Below are 24,505 nucleotides of genomic sequence, written 5' to 3'. Positions count from 1 at the left end.
GCAGAATATATCTGCTCCTCATTAGTAAAACCTGTATTCTGATTATTTCAGCTTAGGGTTATTGTTGATTTCCGCCTGTGGAATATCCATGGACAGTCTGTCGTCATCATAACTGAAAGTCTGGCCCCCAAAGAAAAGGTGGTTAGGCCCTCTCTTGATGGCAGCCTTTTTTCTCTTCATTGCTAAGTAACTCTTACCTTCACCCCAAAGCTCAAGTCTTCTGCTATCCAGTATTTTTTCGATATAAGCCGCCCCTGTAGCAGTAGTGGTTATATAACTTGGGTTTCTGTTTTTTTCAAGCAAGTCAAATACTACTTTGGATTCTGCCTCCTGATTATTTCTTGCAAGCGCTTCTGCTTCAATTCAGAAATAATCAATATATATATAACTAGGTAAACTCTGCGTATTCTGACAGTATAAGTGTAGTATGAGCATAAAAAAAGAGCAGATAAACCTGCTCTTTTTTATGAATAAATATGTATCCTATGCGGTTGATATTGAAGTAGCTTTTATTATAAACTAGAATTGGCAACAAAACTGATTATTTTTATCATATCCTCTTCTTTTGTAACACTCAGCTTATTGGTTTTTATAAATTTTTGAAAGTGGGGCTTATCTACGGGAAATTTTTCAACAAACTCTTTACTGTTTTTGGGAAACTTAAAAAACTCCGAACCTTTTTTAACCAAATATAGATCACGTTCTTTTGCGAAATAATCATTTGCATCTTTGCCAAAAGCGCTGGGACTTTTCTCTCCTTTAAGCAATTCAACCCTTTCCCGCTTATAAAGCGAAACCTCAGGATGATCAACGAGAACAACTAAATATCCTATCCTCTTCTTATTATCATAGGAATAGTCCAAAATTTCATAGGTCTTATTTAAATCTTTAAAAGTGATTTTTAACCCTAATTCTTTAGTAGCGTAATAAATTTCGCCTCCAGCTTCAAATTCCATTTCGTCTTCATATCCATTATATCTTAACTTCTGACTATTAGAACTGTAGCCCGGAATGATTACCTGCTTAAATTCTTTACTGTTGACATAAGGATTGCCGTCGATTATATACTCGATTGTGGTAGGCCTGCTAGCCCTCAAAAAAAAGTTACCGCCAGAAAAACTAACGTTTTCATTACCTACCTGAGCCGATGTCATGCTTTGAAACATGAGTAAAGCAAATACAACAAAATATTTCATACCCTAAACATTTAAAACAAAAATAATAAAATAAATGATCAAAAAAAGAATAGCCGCTTTAATAAGCGACTATTCAAATAATTTATCCCGAAATATAATATTAGTTATCGTATCCAGGGTTTGCTATGATCGGACTGTTTGCCAAATCGGTTTCACTTCTTGGAATTGGGAATGCGTTGAGATTAACATCTGTACTAGCCCCTGCCGGTCTTGGCACAGCATCTCCCCATCTTCTTAAATCCCACTGCCGTAGACCTTCGCCTAAAAGTTCTTTCATTCTTTCAACTTTCAGCATAGTCATATCAACACTTGTTGCTGCAGGAAGTCCGCGGTTTGTTACGATCATGTTGTAGTAATTTAAGGCTTTTGCTGGATCACCTCCGTTCAATTCAGCCTCAACACCGTTCAGAAGAATTTCTTCATAACGTAACATTTTGATATTATCTGCACCAACACCTTGCGTATATTTACCAATCCCGTTCGCGTTCGAGTTGAAAGACAGATATCGTTGACCACCAGAAGTTGTAATGAAAGTTCTTCTCACATCTGTGGGAGCATAAGCAGCCAAGGTACTAGCGTTCACTACAATATTCCCGTAACCATTAGGATTCAATCGCTGTCTATAGGAATTTGTAGATAATGAGGCATTGATTCCTACCGCCAATTCAAAAATTGAGTTAGGAGCGGCACCGTTAAGAGAAAACCTGAATGTTTCCTGTAATAATGAAGCAGCAGGCACAGTATATTTACCAGAGCTTACGATATCATTAGTATAAGTTCTAACTTTCGCATAGTCACCTTTGTACAGGTAGAATCTTGATGCGAGACCTTTAACTGAATTGATTGTAAATTCAGTCTTAGTTACGTTATTTACCGAACCGTTTGCAGTCATTAACTCTAAAGCTTTGTTAAAATCAGATTCAATCTGAGCTTCTGTTTCAGCGATAGTTGCTCTTGGCATCATTGCTTTAGGATCATACTTTAACGGAAGTACGATACCTAAAGTTCCTCCTGTGTATTTCTGACCATAAAGTCTGTGCGCATCGAAGAAACCTAAAGCACGCATAGCATACGCCTGACCTTGTGCATATCTAGCCTCCTGACGATCTAAATTACTTCCTTGGATCGTAGACATATCAGTATTGATCAAGATATTAGCCTTTGCAATAAGCGTATAAATCTGCGTATAAGTGTTGGTTGCGTACGCATCACTAGACAGCATGGTGTAATTCATTACGTTTTGGTAATATCCACCTGCTAAGTTACTGATCATTTCATCTGATCTTACTTCCCCGTAAGCAAGGAAATCTGCTCCGTAGTAAGTATTGGCTCTTAAAGAAACATATCCACCTTTTACAAACGCCTTCACTTCGTTCAGAGTTGTCAAAGGTGCTTGTTCTACTTCTTGGTAAAACTCTCTTTTAACAAAATCATCTGAGCAAGAATTTGCTGTAAATGCTAATGCAATGGAAAGTAATCCTATTTTTATTGTTTTGTTCATTTTCATATTATTTTAGAAAGACATATTAACACCAAATAAGAATGATTTTAATACTGGTAAAGCTAAGTTTGTATAACCTGATACGTTAGTCTCAGGATCAAATTTCAATCGGTCATCAAATCTATGAGTCCAAGCGTTGTTTGCCATTACATATACTTGGAAAGAATTTAAACCACTACCTGTTAATAATCCTTTATCAAAAGTGTAGCCAAATCTTGCATTGCTCAATCTGATGAAGTCAGCATCATATAAAAATCTTGTAGATGCAGAGTTTGATCTTTTATTCCCGTTAATGATTGGCTTAGGATTATTAGCAGTAGTATTGGTTGGAGTCCAATAATCTCCCATAATATCGCCATAACCAGGGTAGCTTAGAGTGTATTGACCATCACTGTATGTATAAGACGCCCAGTCATCATAAATCTTACCACCAAATCCAAAAGTAAACTGCAGATCAAGATCAAATCCTTTATAAGAAAGGTTTGTGTTTGCACCTCCGTAAAGATCGCTGATAAATGACCCTTGAACAGCTTGTTGAGCTAAATTATAGTTATTAGTCGTTTCACCGTCAACTCCATTGATAAACCATAGTGGATCACCGTTTGCAGAATCTACACCAGCCCATTTTCTCAAGTAGAACGTTCTTACTCCTTCACCTACCCTTAGTGTAGTTGTCGAAGTATTTACTGTACCACCGTAAAGCTCCGTAATTTCATTTTCTAATGTTGAAACGTTAGCTCCTAGACTCCAGTTAAGTTGATTTCTGTCTCCTCTAAAGATATCTGCCTTTAGAGTAAATTCATAACCTTTATTAACCAAAGTTCCAATATTGTCTACATAGCTTGCTAAACCTTGTGCTCTTGATAAAGGCAGGTTGTAGATAAGGTCTTTAGTTTCTTTGTTAAAGTACTCAGCTGACAGCGTTAAACGGTTTCTAAAGAAGCCTAGATCCAATCCAATATTTAATGGATTAACGGTTTCCCAAGATAGATTTGGATTAAATACTCTGTTGTAAGTTGCAGCAGCAGTATCATCGTAGTTTGCTAAGAAACTGTATGTTGCATACGGGTTAGCAGAAACCTGGTTCCCTAATTTACCATAAGAAGCACGGAATTTCATTAGAGAAATTTGCTCAATTTCTCTAATTGCATTTAATCTTGCTAAATCTACACCAAGACCTACAGACCAGAAATCACCAGCTTTTTTGCTAGGAAGGAACTGAGACAGAACGTCTCTTCTGTATGACCCGTCAACCAATACGAGTTTGTCATAATCGTAATGTGCTGTAACAGCATAACCGTATCTTGAAGAAATATCCACATTCCCTTCATAACCATAAGGAACAACGAAGTTAGACAATGTCGTTAATTCTGGAGAACCTACAGTGATACCGGTTGCTCGTAAGAATTTTCTGTCAGATTTATAAGCTTCCTGAATTAAAGATGCCCCCACATTGTGCATTCCGAATTTTTTAGAGTAATCTAAAATATTCTGTATATTAAAGTTGAAATATCTGTTTACTGAGGTTCGTTGATATCCTCCGTATGCGTATCCGTCACCGTGGATAGGATTCCAATAAGTATCTTCTTCAACACTAATATATTCTGGTGCGAAAACTAACTTGTAAGTCAGATTATCAATGATTTCATACTCTGCACCTAAATTTGCGAAAGCTCTTAAAGAACCGGCTTGGTTATAGTTGTTTTCCAGTAGATATCCTGGGTTAAACATGTTGTTACTCAAACGGCTGTTTGTTGGGCTGTAATACCATGATCCATCAGGATTTCTTGCCGGATCTGTAGGTCTGTTGAAATATTGTGCTAACATTGGATTAGCAAACCCACCTCCTTCACCAAGAGTTCTGGTTTTACCGTGCGAAATTTGAAAATCTGATGTGATTTTTAATTTTTCAGTTGCCTGATAACCTAATTTAGTAGTGTAAGACAATCTCTTAAAGAATGAATTCATCACAATACTGTTCTGATCAAACATGTTTGCAGAAGCATAATAAGTAAACTTATCACTTCCACCAGACATACTGAAATCAGCATTTTGTTGGTACCCGTCTTTTCTTACAATATCAGCCCAATTGGTATCAGCCTGTGATCTAAAGATTGACAATACAGTCGAATTGTTAAATGCACCTGCAGCATATTGATCTACAGTATAATTTTGACCAAGCAAGTTATTTAATCCATCTTTCAAATACTCTTTGTACTCACCAGCTGTGAATCCTCTGTGCGATTCAACTGCCTGCTGATTAAAACCTGTATTGAAGGAAAGATTGAATCTTGGTTTTCCTTTCTTCCCGGATTTGGTAGTAATCACAATAACTCCCGCACCTGCATCAGCTCCATAAACAGCTGTAGAAACGGCATCTTTAAGTACTGTCACATTTTCAATATCATCAGGGTTCATATTCGCAAGAATATTGGCCGTGGTGTTATTGGTTGTTAAATCACCATTTGCAACACGTACTCCGTCGATGATATAAATTGGAGTTGTAACACCATTTATGGAAGAAATACCACGAACACGAACATTAGAGAAGCCTCCTGGCTGACCGGAAGCTGCTCCTGTCTGCACACCGGCTACCCTACCTTGTAACATCTTATCAACTGACGCCACCGGTACATCTTCAATAGACTTTGCAGTCATTGTACTAATAGATCCAGTAACCTCTTGAACAGTCTTCTTTTGACCGAACCCTACCACTACTACTTCATCAATAGTTGTCGTTTTTACCGAGTCCTGCTGTGCCATCACCAGCTGTCCTGTAAAGAACAACACGCCGGCAGATAAAACTCTTAATTTCAAATTCATATTAACACTTTTTTAATATTATTCCCGCAAATATGTTAATTTTAATTAACATTAGCAAGTGCTTAAAGATTTCATTTATTATAAATGTATGGATTATTAACAAACATTTGCATTAATAGTTAAATTTATCAAAAAATAAACTTAAATAAGCATTAATTTAGTCAAACATACTTATTAAAAGATGAATAAAATTCAATATTGTTTTTTTTATAAATTTTTACAATTAATCATCTACTAAACCAAAAAAGCCTGCTTTTCAGCAGGCTTTATATCAACTAAACTGTTATTTCAGTTTTTTCTTAACGGCAACTTCTTCATATACTTCCAGGATATCACCAACTTCAATATCGTTGTATCCTTTAATGTTCAATCCACATTCGTAACCTTTGGTTACTTCCTTTACGTCGTCTTTGAAACGTTTCAAACTTTCCAGTTCGCCATCGAATTTCACAATACCGTCACGCAGTAATCGGATTTTCGAATTTCGGGTGACTTTTCCGTTTAGAACCATACAACCGGCAATAGTACCGACTTTGGTAATTTTAAAGGTTTCTCGTATTTCCACGTTCCCGATGACCTGCTCCTGAATTTCCGGAGAAAGCATTCCCTCCATCGCTTCTTTTACTTCATCAATCGCTTTATAGATGACCGAATAGGTACGGATTTCTATTTCTTCTTTATCAGCAAGATCTTTTGCATTGACACCTGCTCTTACGTTGAATCCAATCATAATCGCATCAGATGCTGCTGCAAGAAGTACGTCGGATTCGGTAATCTGACCAACTCCTTTATGAATGATATTAATACTGATCTCTTCCGTTGAAAGCCTTTGTAACTGATCTGAAAGCGCTTCAACAGAACCGTCCACGTCACCTTTAAGGATAATGTTGAGTTCTTTGAAATCTCCTAAAGCAATACGTCTGCCCAGTTCATCCAGCGTAAGGTGTTTTTTAGTTCGGATCGATTGCTCTCTCTGTAACTGCTCACGTTTGGTTGCGATTGTTTTCGCTTCTCTTTCATCCTCAAAAACTCTGAATTTGTCACCTGCTGTAGGCGCTCCGTCAAGACCAAGAACCGTTACCGGAATAGAAGGACCTGCTGCCTCCATCGGCTTCCCTCTTTCGTCAAGCATTGCTTTCACTTTACCGTGATTTTTCCCTGCAAGAATGTAATCTCCTACTTTAAGAGTTCCGGTCTGCACAAGAATGGTAGAAATGTATCCTCTTCCTTTATCCAAAGATGCCTCGATCACAACACCTTGTGCGTTTTTGTTAGGATTGGCCTTCAATTCCAACATTTCCGCCTGAAGCAATACTTTTTCAAGCAAAGCATCCATATTGTTACCGAATTTCGCAGAAACTTCCTGACACTGAACATTACCACCCCATTCTTCTACCAAAACATTCATTGCAGAAAGCTGCTGGCGGATATTATCTGGGTTTGAGTTCGGTTTATCAACTTTGTTCAGCGCAATAATCATTGGAACACCCGCTGCCTGTGCGTGGGAAATTGCTTCTTTCGTCTGAGGCATCACATCATCATCCGCTGCAATTACAATAATTGCGATATCGGTAATTTGTGCACCCCTGGCTCTCATGGCGGTAAATGCTTCGTGACCCGGTGTATCAAGGAAGGTAATTCGCTGACCGTTTTCTAACTTAACATTATACGCCCCGATGTGCTGGGTAATTCCTCCGGATTCACCGGCGATGACGTTCGTTTTTCTGATATAATCGAGTAAAGAGGTCTTACCGTGGTCAACGTGTCCCATTACGGTAACAATTGGCGCACGCGGTAACAGATCTGCCTCGGTATCGGTATCTTCTTCAACTGCAGATTCTTCAAGATCCGCATCGGAAAATTCAATCTTATATCCAAATTCGTCAGCTACGAGTAATAAAGTATCAGCTTCTAAACGCTGATTCATGGTCACCATCACTCCTAAGGAGAAACATGCGGAGATCACTTCTGTCGGGCTCACGTTCATGAGACTCGCCAGTTCACCTACGGTAATAAATTCCGTCACCTTCAGCGTTTTGTCGGCAGCATCCATCTCCTGCTGTAGTTCATCCTGCTCACGCCTGTAAACTCTTTTCTCTTTTCTGTATTTAGCTCCTTTATTCTTACCGCCTTTATTGGTAAGTTTTTCTAAAGTTTCTTTGATCTGATTCTTAACCTGTTCATCGGTAAGCTCCACCGGCATGGTTGGCGCACCCCTACGGCTGCCACCTTTTCCGGCATTTCCTCCACCTTGATAGCCTGGTCGGTTACCTCCCTGACCCGGACGGTTACCACCCTGTCCCGGCGCACGGTTACCCGGCGGACGGTTGCCCTGCTGACTACCTACCTGTCCTGGTGTTCCTGTACCCGGAGTATTGGGCTTCTCGATTCTTTTTCTTTTCTTTTTCGCTGCAGCACTGTTGGCTCCTCCCTGTGGTTTCGGTTTATTGAACTGGGAAAGGTCAACGGTTTGCTTTAAAATTTTCACCCCTTCCAGTTTCTGATAAACGGTTTCTATTTTATCCGACTGGGCTTCTTCTGAAGCTTCCGGAGATTTTTCTGCAGCCGGAGCTGGGGTTTCAACCTTTGGAGCAGGAGTTTCTTCAGCTTTCACTGCAGGTTTTTCCTCTTCTTTTACAGGCTGATCTTTTTTGGAAGACTTTGGCTTGCTGCCTTCGATCTGCGAAAGGTCAATCTTATCCAACACTTTGAACTCCTGTTTTTCCGGAGTGGCAGGAGTAGGCACAACAACCGGTTCCTCCTTCACTTCAGGTTCCGGCTCTTTAGCGGCAGGAACTTCAGGTTTTTTTGGATCAAGATCAATTTTACCCAAAATCTTTGTTTCGGGTCTCAAGCTTGTTTTGGCTCTTATTACCTCAGGTTTTGACGGTTCAATTTCCAGTTTTTCTTCCGGAACTTTAATCATCACGACCTCATGAGAAGCTTTTCTCTGTTCACCGTCTTTTGCGAACTCAGCTTCTAATGCAGAATATGCCGACTCTTCCAATTGAGCGTTAGGATTACTTTCTACCTCGAATCCTTTGGACTGAAGAAATTCTACCAGTCTTGTCATCGAAATATTAAATTCCTTTACCGCTTTGTTTAATCTAATTTTGGGCATGTATAATTTATACTTTTGTTTTAATTTTTGGTAAAGTTAATTATTTTAACATTACTCTAGCTATTTTCAAGGATTAGTCTTCAAACTCCTCCTTCAAAATCTGTTTTACTTCTTCAATCGTTTCTTCTTCGAGGTCTACCATTTTCAGAAGCGCTTCGGTATCTTTATCTAATATACTTTTTGCTGTGGTAAGACCTACTTTCTCGAATTCGTCGATAATCCACTGTTCGATATCGCCTTCTTCGGTACCTGCAAATTCTTTCAGTTCTACGTCATCGTCTTCGCTGGCTTCTCTGTACACATCAATTTCATATCCGCTTAACCATGAAGCAAGTCTGATGTTCTGTCCCTGCTTTCCGATTACCCGTGAAATTTCTTCTACAGGCGTGTAAACCATGGCATACATATTCTCCGGATTAATTTCAATTTTATTGATGGTAATGTTTCCTAAGGCTCTTTTCACCATAATTTCAGGGTTTTTAGACCACTGAATTACATCAATATTTTCATTTTTAAGTTCGCGTACTACGCCGTGAATTCTTGATCCTTTAACGCCGACACATGCTCCTACCGGATCAATTCTGTCATCATAAGCATCTACCGCGATCTTCGCTTTTTCACCAGGGATTCTCACCACTTTCTTAAGAATGATGGTACCGTCCTGAATCTCAGGAATTTCAAGTTCAAGCAGTTTCTCGAGGAATTTAGGAGCGGTTCTTGAAACAATGATCTGTGGTTTCGAGCCTTTGAAATCTACACTTTCTACGATCGCACGTACGTTTTCTCCTTTTTTGAAGAAATCAGAAGGAATTTGGTTTTCTTTCGGAAGGATGAATTCGTTATCCTCGTCATCAATTAAAATCACGTGTTTGTGACGGATGTGGTGCACTTCACCAACAACAATTTCGCCAATCTTATCCTTGAACTCTTCGTACAGCATGGCATTGTTATGCTCCTGAAGTTTGGTTGATAAAATCTGCTTTAAAGTAAGAATACTTCTTCTTCCCAGTTTTTCGATCGGGATTTCAACGGTAAAATCTTCACCTACTTCGAAAGTAGGGTCAATTTTCTTTGCTTCAGAAATCTCGATTTCTAAATCATCATCTTCAGACATCTCGTCTTCAACGATGGTTTTATTTAAAAATATTTGGAAATCCCCTTTATCAGGGTTTACAATAACATCGAAATGATCATCGGAATCAAATCGTTTTCTTAATAAAGTTTTGAGCGAGTCTTCAATAATCGCCATCAGATCAATCTTGCTGATGCTTTTTTCTTCTTTGAAATCGCCAAATGCTTCAATTAATGCTAAACCGTCCATATGTATAAGTGATATATAATGAATGTAGGGCGCGAAGCCTTTTCTTCATCTTTTTGTTATTAAAATTTTATTGTTACCAGTGCTTTTTTAATTTCAGTGTACGGAATTTCCTTCTCTTCCACCACATCTACTTTTCCTTTTCCTACCTCTTTAGGTTTACGGTATCTTAAAATAAGGGTGATTTTATCATCATCAACTTTTGCAAGCTCACCTTCAATCTTCGTAGTATCTGTCATTAAAAGATCGAGTTCGCGGCCAATATTTTTTCTGTACTGTCGCGGCGTAGTTAAAGGTTCGCTTAATCCGGCACTCATTACCTGGAGAGAAAAATCGTGTTCCTCACGATCCATATTAAATTCGATAGCGCGGCTTGCATCCAGGCAATCCTGCAGGGTAACCCCCTGATCACCGTCAAGAATAACCGTAATATCATCTGCCGCCGAAAATTTCAAATCGACCAGAAACAAATCTTCTCTTTCTTCCAGAAAACTGCCCAGCAGCTCTTCTATCTTCTTTCTAAATTCCATATCTTTCATTTGAGTTACGAAAAAAGGCATTCTTGCGAAGGCCTTTTCATGTTTATCCGTAAATCCGATGCAAATATACAAATTTTTGATAACACTGCAAACTCTCTAAAGAATCACTGATTCCCAATCAGGCAACAAGCGGTAAATTATTTATATTTGCAACGATCGACGGAAGACAGTATTTCTCTATTAAAAAAACACCTGAATTGAAACTAAATTTATTTTCCAAACTCGTTTTCGCAACATTATTGGCTTTCCTGATCAATAGTTTTGTGTATTTGTCATTTGGAAGTATTTATTCTTCAAAGATTTTAAATTACGCAGAATTTCAGCAACAGTTCGGTTCCGGAATTTACCAGCACCGAATTTTAAGCGGATATTTATTAATCTGGATTTATGAATTTTTATCTACTTTAAATATTGATTATTCAATCTTTAAACTGAAATTTTTCGACGCAGATGCAGAACCGAAAATGTATCTTTCCTTCTTTCTCCTCAACACTTTTTTTCTGATTTTAAGCTCCGCTATGATGGTTTTAATTACGGAAACTAAAAATTTCGTCGCCACATCTTCGGAAAAGTTGCTGATGATCGCGGTAGCTGTTTTCGCAACAGCATTCTCGCAGTTTGTGATTGTTCCCTACGATATTTCCAGTTACTTTTTCCTCCTCCTTTTTTTCCTGTCCCTCCTCAGATATCTGGAAAAAAACGAAGTATCAAATCTGATAATCTTAGTTTTGATGATGGCGGTTTCTACGTTGAACAGAGAATCATCTGCATTATCACTTGCACTCGCCGGAACTTTACTGTACTCGGAATTTGGATTGAAAAAGGAAACTTTGATTCCTGTAGCGGTTTTGGGAATCACTTTCATCCTGACTTATTTTGGAATGCGGCTGATGAACGGCAGTTTCACCACGAATGACGGAAATCTCCTTTTTCAGAATTTTTCTCAACCCAAAAACATTCTGGGACTTTTGTTTTGGGCGGTATTTTTTGTTCTTCCCCTTATGCTTACGAAAGACAAGAAAGCCTTCAACAACATCATTGTTTTCCATCTTCTTTCTATACCATATATTGCCATGTGTTTTTACGCGGGAATTCTTTACGAAACACGGCTTTATATCCCGTTATTTCTTACATCCCTCTTCCTGAGTCGCACTGATACCAAAAAATTCCAATAATTTACCTTATTTTTGATAAAAATTTATTCTTTCACAAATGAGCGACCCAAAACAGCAGTGGACCGAAACCATTGAAGCTGACCATTCCATGTTCGACCTGAAACTCGGCGAAGTCTGGCGATACAGGGATTTGGTGTACATGTTTGTCAAGCGGGATTTCGTTTCATCGTTCAAACAGACGATTCTGGGACCTGTGTGGTTTTTCATCAATCCCATTTTAACCACCATTGTTTTTGTCGTGGTTTTCGGTAAGATTGCAGGTCTTTCAACAGACGGTTTGCCGCAGATTCTCTTTTATCTTTCCGGGGTGACACTTTGGAATTACTTCTCTACTTCCTTAACCAGCGCCTCCAGTGTTTTCACAGCGAATGCTGCAATTTTTGGGAAAGTATATTTCCCGCGGCTTGTAATGCCGATCACGATTGTAATTTCCAATCTAATGCGGTTTGGAGTACAGTTTTTACTTTTCCTTCTGGTCTGGCTCTATTATTTGAACAAAGGTGATATCACTCCAAATGTATGGTTACTTGCAACACCCTTATTAATAATATTGATGGCTGCATTTGCAATGGGCGCAGGAATGATTATTTCGTCGCTCACTACAAAATACCGCGACCTGCAGATGCTTCTCGGATTTGGGGTGAGCCTTTTTATGTATGCCACACCGGTAATTTATCCGCTTTCGTCACTTTCAGGCATCTGGAAAAAAATCGCCATGTATAATCCACTCACAGGAATTTTCGAATGTTTTAAATACGGCTGGCTGGGTTCCGGAGATTTCTCACCCGTAATGCTCCTCACCAGTTCCGTAATTATCTTTGCATTGTTGGCCATAGGAACTGTCGTGTTTAACAAAGTGGAAAAAAGTTTCATGGACACTGTTTAATCCTTACCCTAAACCTCAGCCAAAAGATGCTCGCATTAAAAGCAGAAAATATATCAAAACAATACCGCCTGGGCCAGGTAGGAACCGGCACGCTCTCGCACGACCTGAACCGTTTCTGGGCGCAGATCCGCGGCAAGGAAGATCCATACCTGAAAATTGGAGAATCCAATGACCGAACCTCCAAAGGTGAAAGTGAATATGTATGGTCCCTGCGCGACATCAATTTTGAGATTGAACAGGGCGACGCGGTAGGAATTATCGGCAGAAACGGTGCGGGAAAATCCACGCTGCTGAAATTATTAAGTAAAGTCACCAAACCCACCACCGGAAAAATTTACACCAACGGCCGTATTGCCTCGCTTTTAGAAGTGGGAACCGGCTTCCACCCCGAAATGACGGGCCGCGAAAACATCTATTTGAACGGCGCAATCCTTGGGATGACCAGAAAAGAAATTACCCGAAAATTTGATGAAATCGTAGACTTTTCTGGCGTTGAAAGATATATTGATACGCCTGTGAAACGTTATTCTTCCGGAATGTACGTCCGTCTGGCTTTTGCAGTTGCCGCACATTTGGAATCCGAAATCCTGATTGTGGATGAAGTTTTAGCGGTAGGCGATGCCGAATTCCAGAAAAAATGCCTCGGCAAAATGGGTGATGTAAGTAAGGGCGAAGGAAGGACGGTTTTCTTTGTGAGTCATAATATGGCAGCAGTTTCACAACTTTGTCAATCAGGTATCTACCTTAAGGACGGAGAGATTCTACAACATGGAAATATCAAATTAATTACAGATTCTTATTTAAAAAATTCGCAAAAAGGAAGTGCAGTATTTGTTGCTAAAGAACAAAGAAATGAGGAAATTTCGTTTAAAAAAATAACTGTATTTGACAAGAATCATAATCAGGAAACATCATTTAATTATGACGATGAAATTATCATCGAATTTGAAATTGATAATTTAAAAAAAATCCAAAAGGCGAACATATTTGTCACCATACAGGATGCGTTACAAACAAGAGTCTTTTCTGCTGAAACCCCTTTGGAAATAAATAAAAACAACTATCAGCTTGTCATTGAACCTAAATTCCTCTCTTCGGGATCCTATAATATAACATCATTTATACACATACCTCAATTATTTAGATATGATTCTGTAGAAAACATATGTCATTTTGATGTCGTAGATACAGGATCATCATTCACAATCCACGGCGGTTACCATCACGGCGTGGTTTTCGGTAAATTTGAATGGAGATAAGATTATGAGAATAAAATTTTTAAAAGACAATCAACTTGTCATTAATAAAAGCGATTTGAAAAAGCTTGAATTGGCTGAGCTTTACCTGAACGACAAATATCATCGGATCACTTTAGAAAAAAGTGCTAAAGAGGTTAAAAAAGAGCCGTTAAGATTTGAGGTCATTAATTTCATCCTTGAAAAATTAGACAGAAAAACAACTTATCTTGAAATTGGTGTACGCAATCCTGCAGATAATTTTGACAAAATCAATGCTTCCATAAAGTACAGTGTGGATCCTGGTTATGAAAATGAAGAAAATAATGTTGATTTTAAACTAACTAGTGATGAATTTTTTGAAAAACTGAAGAGCGGTAATATATTAAACCCGGAAATTAAGTTTGATGTTGTTTTCATCGACGGATTACACCTAGCCGATCAGGTCGAGAAAGACATTACCAATTCTCTAAATTACCTGAAAGAAGATGGTTTCATTGTAATGCACGACTGCAACCCTCCAACGGAGTTTCACGCTGCTGAAAATTACTATTATCGACTGTCTCCATCCGGGGGTTACTGGAATGGAACAACGTGGAAGGCTTTTTTCAACACCAGAAAACGTACAGATATATACAGTTGTTGCATTGATACCGACTGGGGCGTAGGTATTATCTCAAAAAAAATAAATTTGGGCCCCTCAACAAACGTTCACAATCCATATTTTGAATATTATGTAATGGAGAAATATCGAAAAGAAAGTTTGAATCTGGTAACTTTTGAGAACTTTAAAACATTAGTCTCAAAATAGAAATTCAGCTAAATACGGTCTAGCCATAAATCAAAATAATCCTGTAAGCTCTAAATTATTGATTATTATATCATGTTTTATTTTAGAAGTGATAGTAAATAGTCATTCAAACTGTCATAAAATTAACTGCTTCCCAAGAAATTTAGTATTATTATTTTTAGTAATGAACAAACTTGCCATTGTTATTCCTTATTACAAAATCTCGTTCTTTGAAGAAACGCTTAAATCTGTTTTCGCCCAAACAGACAAAAGATTTACGCTGTATATTGGCAATGATGCAAGTCCTGATAATCCAAAATCTTTGATTAATAAATACTTTCCTGCCGGTAATTACAACTATTACGACTATTCTGAGAATATAGGCAGCAAGAACTTGGCGATGCAATGGAAACGTATTTTAGATAATGTTACTGAAGAGTGGTTCCAAATTTTGGGAGATGATGACATGATTAGTGAGAATTTTGTAGAAACATTTTATGAAAATTTAGATACTGTAATTAATGATGGTTCATCTGTAATCCGAAGCCCACATATTCATATTAATAAGAATGGTACAATTATAAAAGATTTTACTTTCCAAGATAGAAACAGTAATGCAGCGACTTTTTTTCAGAATATTACTCAACGTAGGATATCTGCATCACTATCAGAGAATATTTTTAAATATGCCGAATACCTGAAAGTTGGATTTAGAAATATTCCTTTAGCTTGGGGCACCGATTATTTAGCTATTTATGAATTCTCAAAAAAAAGGCCTATCTTTTTTTTACAAAACTCTTTGGTATCAGTTAGGGTCACAGATTTAAGTATTTCCGGACGTAACGACAACGAAAAAGAGAAAAGATCGGCAAAGATTAAATTTTACGAAATAATTTTGAAAGATCATTTACAAGATCTTGATATTAAGTTTATACTGGATTTGATAACTGGGTACCTGAAAGAAATGAGAGCAAGCAAAAAACTGGTAAGCGCCAATATTGTCACAAAGTTTATTTTTCGACCACGGACGCTCATAAAAATTATCACAAATAATTTCGTGGTCTTTGTGAAAAATATCACAGCTTATAAAAATTCAAAAAAATTTGGTCAATTATAATATATGGTTTCAGTAATAATTCCGACATACAATAACGCGATGTACATCCAGGAATGTATACAATCTGTTACTACACAAAGCTACACGGATTGGGAATGCCTTATCATTGATGACGGATCTACAGACGAAACCGCCGTTCTGGTAAAAGAAATGACAGCTGCTGATAATAGAATTAAATATATTCACCAGGAAAACAGCGGTGTTTCAGCTGCAAGAAACAAAGGAATAGGAGATGCTTCCGGAGAATATCTTTTATTCTTAGATGGTGATGATACATTAAACACTTTGGCCTTAGAAAAAATGACAGCTATACTGGAAAATAATTCTGATGCTTTACTTGTTTATTCAGACGCTGCCATATTCGGCATTTCACAGAATTATTCTCACCTACACGACACCTTTACTCTTTCTGATCTATTGAAGCAAAATCAAATGTTTATCACAAATTTGGTAAGACGCAAAGATATTGGCGACAAAATTAGATTCGATTCCAATATTTCCAGTGCTTATGAAGACTGGGAATTCTGGATTCAATTGGTTGCAGCATATCCTGAAAAGAAAAAAATTAAAATTGATTATTGCGTTTTCAATTACAGAAAACACGGTAATTCCAATATGCTGAAATTAAAATCTGAATCAGAAAAGAGAAAAAAAGCATTTGATTACGTGTACATGAAACATAAAAATTTGTACGATAATTTATTTACGGATTACATAACAACAATGAACCGTAAAGATTTTTATGAACAGAAACTGGATAAAATTTATAGCAGTCTTCCTTACCGTATTTACAGCAAAATAGTCAGCTTCTTCAAATGAAACCATTCCTCCACATCATCACTACCCGATTCAATGTTCCAACGCAAAGCTGGAACATAACCCGCGATGGGAAAGCTCCGCTTTCTGAGGAATGGCATGAACACCGGTTTGAAGTTTTTCGTAAATTTACATTGCCATCTTTTAAGAATCAGATTAACCAGGATTTTGTCTGGTTAGTTTTCTTTGATGTGAATACAGATCCAAAGTATAAAAAAGTCATAACTATTACTCAAAAAGAATATCCCAAATTAATTCCTGTTTTTATCAATGAATTTGCTCAGATGCAACCTTGGATAATAAATTTTATAAAAACAAAAAAAGAACAGTTTCAATTTGTTATCACCTCCGATATTGACAATGATGATTTATTGCACAAAAAATTTACCCAAACAGTGCAGCAGTATTTTAAACCTGTTCATGATTTGGTAATAGATGTGCGAACCGGAATACAGCTTGAAATGAACGGAAAAAATGCAAAGGTCTTCTCGGTAAATATGGCGGCGAGCCCTTTCGTTTCTTTAGTTGAAGAGATTAACGAGGCCGGCTCAGTGATCAAAGAACCGTATCACAGTAAGTACAGGATATATAACGAGTATTCTTTTTTTGACCGCGAAGCCTTATTTATTCAGTTTGTTCATCCATTTAACATGGTGAATAATATTCGGGCTGACAACAAACGCCTGTACGGTTTCGATTATGCTTCATTCGGAATGACTGCACCTCTTGAATTCACAATTTCATCTATTTCCACCTTCATCCATAATACAAAGCGTAATATGAGACTGGCTCACAATAAAATATTGAGAAAATTAAAAAGTAATCCCGAAAGATGAATAATTTCCCTGTCAGCATCGGCATTCTTTCCTGGAACAGCGGTAAAACGCTGAAAAACACGCTGGCATCCTACCGCAAAAACGGACTGTTGGACCTGTCAGAAGATATCACCATTCTTTTTCAGGAGGTAAGTACTGAAGATAAAAAACTGGCCAAAAAATTTGGCATTAACTATATCGGATTAAACGAAAATATCGGAATCGGAAAAGGAATCTCGAAACTGATCAAAAATGCCAAACATGAAACTGTCCTTTTCCTCGAACACGACTGGGAACTCATTAAAAATCAAAAAACCGTCTTTTCACAACTTCAGGAAGGACTGAATATGCTGGAAAATGGTTTTGATATCGTGCGCTACCGCAGCAGAAGTAACCCGGGTTATCCGGTTCACTCGATGAAACATAAAGGAAAAGAACTGGATTATTACGATACATGGCATAAAGTGAATGCTCCACATTTGTTAGAATCTCTGTACTGGCTCGATCCGGCTGAAGCTTTTCCTGATAAAATTCAGAAAGAAGGTGGGTTTTTTGTTACCAACAGCAGATGGGCAAACTGGACCAACAATCCTTTTCTCTTAAAGAAAAGTTTCTTCAAAAAAAATATTCAGGAAATTGCTGAAAAGTCGGAACATTTCGAAAGGGATATTGCAGAATGGTGGGTAAATCAGAATTTTAAAATTGCCCAGGGTGAAGGTCTGTTTATGCACAATGATTTGAAAAAGCATCCCAAAGAAAACATACTGCAAAAACTGATAAGGAATTTTAAAAATCGTCTCCAGCAATGAAAATACTCTTCCACGAAAACGAACTTAATTACCGCGGGACATCAATCGCGATGTACGATTATGCACATTTCAATGAGGAATTTCTCGGCAATGAGTCGGTGATCACCTATGACAGGAACTGCAAAACCAATCATGCGCTAGGTATTGAAAAATTCAAAAACCGATTCCAGGTATTGGCCTATGATGATTTTTCGGAAGTAGATCAGTTCATCAGCAGGAACAGCATCGATTTGATGTATGCCATCAAGAACGGAAACAACGACGGCGTTTTCAGCAAAGAATGTAAAACTGCCGTGCATGCCGTATTCAAGTATTATGAGCCACACGGTGATGTTTATGCATACGTTTCAGAATGGCTTGCTGATGAAATGACGCAGGGAAAATATCCCTTTGTCCCCCACATGATTAATTTTACCGAAGACACCACTGAAGACTTAAAAAAACAGCTGGGCATCCCTGGAAACGCAAGGGTATTTGGTTACTATGGTGGTGCACAGAGTTTCAATATAACGTTTGCGCAAAAAACATCAGAAGAAATTGCGCGGAAATACAAAGACATTTATTTCCTGTTCATGGGAGTAGATTCATTCGCAAAAAACAGATGGTGGAAACCGAAAGCGGAAAATATGATATTTTTACCACCAAGTTCCGATGTGCTGTACAAACTTAAATTCATTAATACTTGCGACGCACTTCTTCATGCAAGGGAGCGTGGAGAAACATTCGGAATTACCGTTGCGGAATTTGCACTTAAAAATAAACCCGTTATCACTTTTGCTGATTCTCCTGAGAAGGCTCATCTTATGGAATTGGGAAATAGTGCCTACCTTTATAAGAATTCCATCGAGCTGAAACAAATTATTATGGATACTGATCTTTCCCGTTCTGCTCGGGAATCTTACGAAAAGTTTCTGCCAAAACCAGTGATGGAGAAGTTTAAAAATGTCTTTATGTAAAAAAAGCACAAATGAGGATCATAAAGTCAATCAATTCAGTCATCTTTCAGGAAGGCATAATCAATTTTATTAAACGAAAACAGAATAAAACATTTCTGGATAACAGGTTGTTGTACACTATAAATTATAATGGAAAGAAAACTAAGATTTTCCTCAACAAAAAGTTCGGATTTGTTGATAATTATATTTTTGAAAATGGTATTTACGAAAAGGAAATTATTGATGATATCCGCAGCGAACTTTCCAGTGAAAAAACATTTCTGGATATCGGCAGCAATATTGGTCAGCACAGCCTACTTTTAGCTCCATACTGTAAACAAATCTTCGCTTATGAGCCGATTCCGCTGATTTATACGGAATTTTTGAATGGCATCAAAGCCAACGGTTATAATAATATCGTTTTACAAAACACCGCTATAGGAGCGCGCGAAGAAAACAGAAAAATATATTTTCATATTGGAAACAGTGGCGCCAGTTCCTTTCTCAAAAACAGGGAAAACAACCCGGAAATTCTGGTAAAAATTAATACGCTTGCTAGCACATTGCCAAAAAATCAGGAGTTTCATGTGGTGAAAATTGATGTGGAAGGATTTGAAGCGGTGGTCATTTTAGGGAACAAGGAAATTTTCTTAAAAAACAGACCGACCATTTTCCTTGAGTTCTCACCAAATTGTATTCGGAGAGAAGGTACTTATACCCCAGAACTATTGTTGAACTTCTTTCTTAATAACAACTACGAAATTTTCTCTCGCGTATTAAACAAAACATTTACAGAAGATGATCCGGAATTGTACCAAACTGACAATTTAATTTTAAGACCAAAAGCAATATAACCATGTGCGGAATCGCCGGAATCATCACCCCCAACGCCAAAAACTATACTGAAGAAATTCAGAAAATGACCCGTGCCATTGCGCACCGAGGACCGGATGCTGAACATCAGGAGTTTTTTGAAAATGCTGCGCTCGGGCATCGCAGACTCTCGATTGTGGATCTTTCCGAAACTGGAAAGCAGCCTATGTTTTCCAATACCGCGAACGAATGTATTGTCTTCAATGGTGAAATTTATGGTTATCAGGAAATCAAAAAAGATTTCGCAGACTATCCATACCGTGGCAGCTCGGACACCGAATTAATTCTCGCCATGTATCAGAAAAAAGGCAAAAAGCTTTTGGAAAAACTTCCCGGAATGTTTGCTTTTGCGATTTGGGACGAAGAAAAACAACAGCTCTTTTGCGCACGCGACCGCTTTGGCGAAAAACCGTTTTACTACGCCATCGGAAAAAATGGTGAATTTATTTTCGCCTCAGAAATCCAAGCCATTTTAGCGAGTGGACTTATAGAGCCTAAAATCAATAACGAAGCAATTTACCATTTTTTACAATATGGTTACGTGAGTACTTATCAAAGTATTTATTCTAATATTTTTACACTTCCCCCTGCACATTTTCTTATTTATTCAAATGGAAATATTTCAGTTGAAAGATATTACGAAATCCCAAAAAATGATTTGGGGATTTCGCTTTCCGATGCAAAGGAAGAATTTACATCTTTGCTGAAAAACGCAGTCCAGAAACAACTTGTAGCCGATGTTGAGGTAGGAAGTTTCTTAAGCGGCGGCTTAGATTCTTCCACAATTGTCGCGATGGTGAATGAATTTAAAGACAAACAAACCACCATCAGTTTTGGATACTCCGGTGGAGACAGCGAGTTGAAATTTGCCGATGAAATTGCCATGAAATACAAAACTAATCATATTGAAATTTATGAAAACCGTGGAAATATCGTGACAGAACTATTGAAAGTTTCTCCTTTTTTTGATGAACCGTTTGCAGATATGAGCTACGTTCCGCAATTTAAAATTTGCGAAGCAGCTGCAAGACACTTGAAAGTGGTTTTGGCAGGAGATGTGGGAGATGAACTTTTCGGTGGTTACAGTTTCTACCGTGTTGAAAATCAACTGAAAAATCATTTCAGTTACAACAATATTTTTTATAAATTTGGATTAAAACAGTTCGGAAAATTTCGGGAAACCTCCTACTTAACCAAAGAAAATATTAAACATAAAAACATCCTCGATTTCCATCAAAATAGCGTGAGAAATTTTTTCAGTTCTAAAGAAATCGCAGAATTGGGAATAAATGCAAAATATGATCAACAGTATAGTTTCAAGGCAAATCCAGATTCGTTGAACGATATTATGCGTACGGATTTAGAAAAATATGTGCCCGGAAATATGCTTGTGAAATCCGACCGAATGGCGATGGCAAATTCACTGGAAGTTCGTACTCCTTTTTTGGATAAAGATTTCGCAGAGTTCTGTATCCAACTTCCGGAAAATCTAAAATTAGATTCCGAAAACGACAAAATCATCCTTCGAGAAGCAATGGGAAATTATTGGACGGAAACCATCAGAAACCGACACAAACAGGGATTTGGTTCTTCGGTAGAAAAATGGTTCGAGGAAAAAAATTTGATGGAACTGTCGGATGATTTATTGAAAAACAGATCGTCGAAAGTGTTCGATTTCATACACTTTTCTACTGCACAAAAATATTTGAACAGAGATAAAAAACATTGGAACCTCCTGCAATTGGCATTGTGGGCAGATCACACGAAACAACTAATTCACTAAATCCGTATTCTATCTTGGATATTTCCGTCATCATCCCTGTTTACAACGCCTCCACTTTCCTGCGCAAAGCGGTGGAATCTGCTGTGAATTTAGATGAGGTGAAGGAAATTCTTTTGGTTGAGGATGCTTCAATAGATAATTCCTTAGCGTTGTGCAGAACTTTGCAAACCGAATATCCCAAAGTAAAACTTTTTCAACATCCTGATCATGGAAATCATGGAGCGGGGGCAACCCGAAATTTGGGATTGGAAAAAGCAACTCAAGAGTTTATTGCTTTCTTGGATGCCGATGATTATTATCTTCCGAACCGTTTCGAAGCGGAAAAGGAAATTTTTAAGAACGAAAAAATCGATGGGGTTTTCAATGCGATCGGAACGGAATTCTATTCCGAAAAAGGAAAGGCGGAATTTCGGGAAAAATTCAAAAATATCGAATTGACAACCGTCAAAAAACACGCGGAGGGAAAAGATGTTTTTTTTGGATTATTGGGATTGAAAAACGATTTCGGTACTTTTTTCCACCTCAACGGATTGACAGTCCGGAATAAAAGCATCAGAAAAAATAATCTAAAGTTCAACGAAAAACTTAGGGTTCATCAGGACAGCGATTTCATCATTAAACTGGCATATCACAGTCATTTAAAATCTGGAAATATCACCGAAGCGGTTGCCATTCGCGGAGTTCATGATGACAACCGGATCACCAAAATCCAACAGTATTCCGACTTATACAACCAAAGACAGTTACTGCTGTGGGATTCTGTTTTTCAATGGTCTAAGGACAAAGACTTACCTGGAAAATTTAGAAATCATATTTTGCTGAAAAGAAAATCTTTTCAATTATCTTTGAAAAAAGGTTGGAAAAAATATGTACCGTTTTTTTTTAATGCTCTCTTTAAACCGGAAATCCTGAAGACCAGATACCGTTTCACTGTCCTAAAAAGGTAAATTATATCAATTAACTATATTCGCACGTTTCCGCATGAAAATCTCTGTTATCATTCCCGTTTACAATGCTGAAAAATACGTCACCAATGCGGTAGAATCTGCGCTGCAGTTTGATGAGGTTTTTGAAGTGATTTTGGTAGAAGATAAATCCCCAGACAACGCTTTGAAAGTTTGTAAAACTTTGGCCGAAAAGCACGAAAGGGTAAAACTTTTTCAGCATCCAGATAAAGGAAATCACGGAGCGGGAGCCTCCCGGAACCTTGGAATAAAAGCGGCATCTGGCGACTACATCGCATTTCTGGATGCCGACGATTTTTACCTGCCGAACCGTTTTGATGCAGAAAGAGAACTTTTCAAAAACCCTGAGGTAGAAGGTGTGTATGGTGCAATCGGAGTTCATTATTGGTCCGAGAAGGCGAAAGAACAATATTTCAATATTTACCAAGATAGATTGACGACGGTTTACAAAAACCATCCGGCCAAAGACGTTTTTCCCGGGCTCATCGGTATGCGTGGAAGTTTCGGATTGTTCAGCATCGATGCTTTAACGATCAGAAAATCTGCATTAGACAAAATGGACGCGTTGATGAAAACCGATTTGAAACTTCACCAGGACACAGATTTTCTGATGCGGCTTGCCTTTTATACCAAACTTTATCCGGGGATTTTGGACGAACCTGTCGCCGTTCGGGGCGTGCACGAAAGCAACCGGATTTCCCAAGTTGATTCCGGAAAAGTAAAACCGGCGTCAACAAGAGTTTTGCTTTGGAAACATCTGAAAAACTGGGCACAAAATGAACCTAAAATGCCTAAGGAACAACTGCTGCACATCAAAAGAATTCACAGAAGTTTTGAAATTGCGAATGCGCCGTTCCTAAAAAAATGGGGGATGGTTTTGAAATATCTGGTAAAAGATTTCAGGAGTATTAGAAGTGGACTGTATAATATTAATTTTCGGAAAGAACTGTTCTGAGTTCTAGTTCTTCACAAAAACACCCACAAACTTCCCTTCAAAATCCACCACCGTCGGCTCAATCCCGTTTTTCTCACAAAAATCCTGAAAGGCAGAGTTGTTATTGATGTCGTCGCTGATGAATACACCGCCTTTCCTTAATCGCGGATAAAGCTGACTGTAAGCCCACATCATGCCATCATAGGCTTTATCGGAATCATAATGCACCACATCAATTTCCTGTGTTTCACCGAAGATTCTCGGTAAAGACTCTCGGTCGGCATGACGGAAAAGTTTCCAGCTTTTCTTCAATTTTTCCGGAACAACATAACCCACATATTGATCACCGTTCTGTCCCAGATAGGGCATATCTGAACTGTAAAGTGTTCCTCCTCTTTTTTCCAAAGACAGCAGAGCAGCCAATGAAGACCAACCGTAAGCTACACCGGTTTCCACTACAGATTTCGCATCAGTAAATTCACAGGCTTCATAAATCAGTTCAAGGGCACCGGCGCCACCCATTTTCACAGGGCATTCCTCTTGTCTTCTCACTGATTCGTCATAAACCGTCCGGAATTGTTCTGCAAAAGGCACTGCTGTCTTGCCAAAAAGTTTTTGAATAGCTTGTTCCTGGCTCACGGCACGCTGAGTTGCCCACACATTGGTTTTTTCTTTCCCTCTGAAAGCACTGTTCCGTTTGAAAATATTTTTGATGATTTTTCTGCCCAGTTCCGGGTACAGATCGGGGCGCTGGAGATAGCCCACCAAAGTCTTTGTAACTCGTTTTAATTCGCCCACTTGTGATGTTTATTCAACAAAAATAAGTAAAATTCCTAAACATCGGGAAAACCGATTATATTTGTAATAGAGAGTT

General features: G+C 38.1%; 21 protein-coding genes. 13 read left to right on the top strand and 8 right to left on the bottom strand.

The genetic code is table 11. From position 1 onward, the window contains the following. Positions 1–42 precede the first annotated feature (42 nt). From OK344_RS06775 to rimP, 7 genes are all read right to left on the bottom strand, one after another. Positions 43–303, bottom strand: a complete 261-nt coding sequence (locus OK344_RS06775; protein ID WP_407936702.1) for a RagB/SusD family nutrient uptake outer membrane protein — start codon at positions 301–303, stop codon at positions 43–45. Positions 304–512: 209 nt separating this feature from the next. Next, the gene (locus OK344_RS06770; RefSeq protein ID WP_265144064.1) at positions 513–1,196 is read right to left on the bottom strand and encodes a hypothetical protein; all 684 of its coding nucleotides are present in this window, start codon (positions 1,194–1,196) and stop codon (positions 513–515) included. A 100-nt stretch (positions 1,197–1,296) separates the two neighbouring features. Continuing rightward, positions 1,297–2,697 (bottom strand): RagB/SusD family nutrient uptake outer membrane protein, encoded by a 1,401-nt coding sequence (locus OK344_RS06765; RefSeq protein WP_265144063.1) that lies wholly within the window; start codon positions 2,695–2,697, stop codon positions 1,297–1,299. A gap of 12 nt (positions 2,698–2,709) precedes the next feature. Further along, positions 2,710–5,520, bottom strand: a complete 2,811-nt coding sequence (locus tag OK344_RS06760; protein WP_265144062.1) for a SusC/RagA family TonB-linked outer membrane protein — start codon at positions 5,518–5,520, stop codon at positions 2,710–2,712. A gap of 283 nt (positions 5,521–5,803) precedes the next feature. Next, positions 5,804–8,641 (bottom strand): translation initiation factor IF-2, encoded by a 2,838-nt coding sequence (gene infB, locus OK344_RS06755; protein ID WP_265144061.1) that lies wholly within the window; start codon positions 8,639–8,641, stop codon positions 5,804–5,806. A gap of 73 nt (positions 8,642–8,714) precedes the next feature. After that, positions 8,715–9,962, bottom strand: coding sequence for a transcription termination factor NusA (gene nusA / locus OK344_RS06750; protein WP_265144060.1), 1,248 nt, complete (start codon positions 9,960–9,962; stop codon positions 8,715–8,717). 59 nt (positions 9,963–10,021) lie between these two features. Beyond that, positions 10,022–10,489, bottom strand: a complete 468-nt coding sequence (gene rimP, locus OK344_RS06745) for a ribosome assembly cofactor RimP (protein ID WP_265144059.1) — start codon at positions 10,487–10,489, stop codon at positions 10,022–10,024. A 206-nt stretch (positions 10,490–10,695) separates the two neighbouring features. Here rimP and OK344_RS06740 point away from each other — a divergent pair, with 206 nt between their 5' ends. The 13 genes from OK344_RS06740 (at position 10,696) to OK344_RS06680 (ending at position 23,652) form a co-directional block, all read left to right on the top strand. After that, the gene (locus OK344_RS06740) at positions 10,696–11,673 is read left to right on the top strand and encodes a hypothetical protein (protein WP_265144058.1); all 978 of its coding nucleotides are present in this window, start codon (positions 10,696–10,698) and stop codon (positions 11,671–11,673) included. Between the two features lie 37 nt (positions 11,674–11,710). Then, positions 11,711–12,559, top strand: coding sequence for an ABC transporter permease (locus tag OK344_RS06735; RefSeq protein ID WP_265144056.1), 849 nt, complete (start codon positions 11,711–11,713; stop codon positions 12,557–12,559). Between the two features lie 26 nt (positions 12,560–12,585). After that, positions 12,586–13,818, top strand: coding sequence for an ABC transporter ATP-binding protein (locus OK344_RS06730; RefSeq protein WP_265144055.1), 1,233 nt, complete (start codon positions 12,586–12,588; stop codon positions 13,816–13,818). 4 nt (positions 13,819–13,822) lie between these two features. After that, positions 13,823–14,605 carry a class I SAM-dependent methyltransferase gene (locus OK344_RS06725; RefSeq protein ID WP_265144054.1) on the top strand — a complete coding sequence of 261 codons (783 nt, stop codon included), beginning with the start codon at positions 13,823–13,825 and terminating at the stop codon, positions 14,603–14,605. 163 nt (positions 14,606–14,768) lie between these two features. Then, on the top strand, positions 14,769–15,701 hold the full coding sequence (locus OK344_RS06720) for a glycosyltransferase (RefSeq protein ID WP_265144053.1): 933 nt from the start codon (positions 14,769–14,771) through the stop codon (positions 15,699–15,701). Positions 15,702–15,704: 3 nt separating this feature from the next. Further along, the gene (locus OK344_RS06715; protein WP_265144052.1) at positions 15,705–16,520 is read left to right on the top strand and encodes a glycosyltransferase family 2 protein; all 816 of its coding nucleotides are present in this window, start codon (positions 15,705–15,707) and stop codon (positions 16,518–16,520) included. Next, positions 16,517–17,353 (top strand): glycosyltransferase, encoded by an 837-nt coding sequence (locus tag OK344_RS06710; RefSeq protein ID WP_265144051.1) that lies wholly within the window; start codon positions 16,517–16,519, stop codon positions 17,351–17,353. The genes OK344_RS06715 and OK344_RS06710 overlap by 4 nt, the downstream gene beginning before the upstream one ends. Next, the gene (locus tag OK344_RS06705) at positions 17,350–18,141 is read left to right on the top strand and encodes a glycosyltransferase family 2 protein (protein WP_265144050.1); all 792 of its coding nucleotides are present in this window, start codon (positions 17,350–17,352) and stop codon (positions 18,139–18,141) included. The genes OK344_RS06710 and OK344_RS06705 overlap by 4 nt, the downstream gene beginning before the upstream one ends. Beyond that, complete coding sequence (locus OK344_RS06700; protein ID WP_265144049.1) at positions 18,138–19,097, top strand: hypothetical protein; 960 nt, start codon at positions 18,138–18,140, stop codon at positions 19,095–19,097. Before OK344_RS06705 ends, OK344_RS06700 begins: the two co-directional genes overlap by 4 nt. Positions 19,098–19,108: 11 nt before the next feature. Continuing rightward, positions 19,109–19,930, top strand: a complete 822-nt coding sequence (locus OK344_RS06695) for an FkbM family methyltransferase (protein WP_265144048.1) — start codon at positions 19,109–19,111, stop codon at positions 19,928–19,930. A 2-nt stretch (positions 19,931–19,932) separates the two neighbouring features. Then, a complete protein-coding gene (gene asnB / locus OK344_RS06690; protein ID WP_265144047.1) occupies positions 19,933–21,732 on the top strand; it encodes an asparagine synthase (glutamine-hydrolyzing) in 1,800 nt (599 codons plus the stop codon). Further along, positions 21,675–22,679, top strand: coding sequence for a glycosyltransferase family 2 protein (locus tag OK344_RS06685; RefSeq protein WP_265144046.1), 1,005 nt, complete (start codon positions 21,675–21,677; stop codon positions 22,677–22,679). The genes asnB and OK344_RS06685 overlap by 58 nt, the downstream gene beginning before the upstream one ends. 34 nt (positions 22,680–22,713) lie before the next feature. Continuing rightward, positions 22,714–23,652 (top strand): glycosyltransferase family 2 protein, encoded by a 939-nt coding sequence (locus tag OK344_RS06680; RefSeq protein WP_265144045.1) that lies wholly within the window; start codon positions 22,714–22,716, stop codon positions 23,650–23,652. A gap of 3 nt (positions 23,653–23,655) precedes the next feature. Here OK344_RS06680 and OK344_RS06675 read toward each other — a convergent pair whose 3' ends face one another. Beyond that, complete coding sequence (locus tag OK344_RS06675; RefSeq protein ID WP_265144044.1) at positions 23,656–24,429, bottom strand: class I SAM-dependent methyltransferase; 774 nt, start codon at positions 24,427–24,429, stop codon at positions 23,656–23,658. Positions 24,430–24,505: the final 76 nt, after the last annotated feature.

It is taken from the genome of Kaistella yananensis (genome assembly GCF_026107505.2).
In the GTDB taxonomy this organism is placed as follows: domain Bacteria; phylum Bacteroidota; class Bacteroidia; order Flavobacteriales; family Weeksellaceae; genus Kaistella; species Kaistella yananensis.
This window is presented reverse-complemented; position numbering and strand designations above follow the sequence as displayed.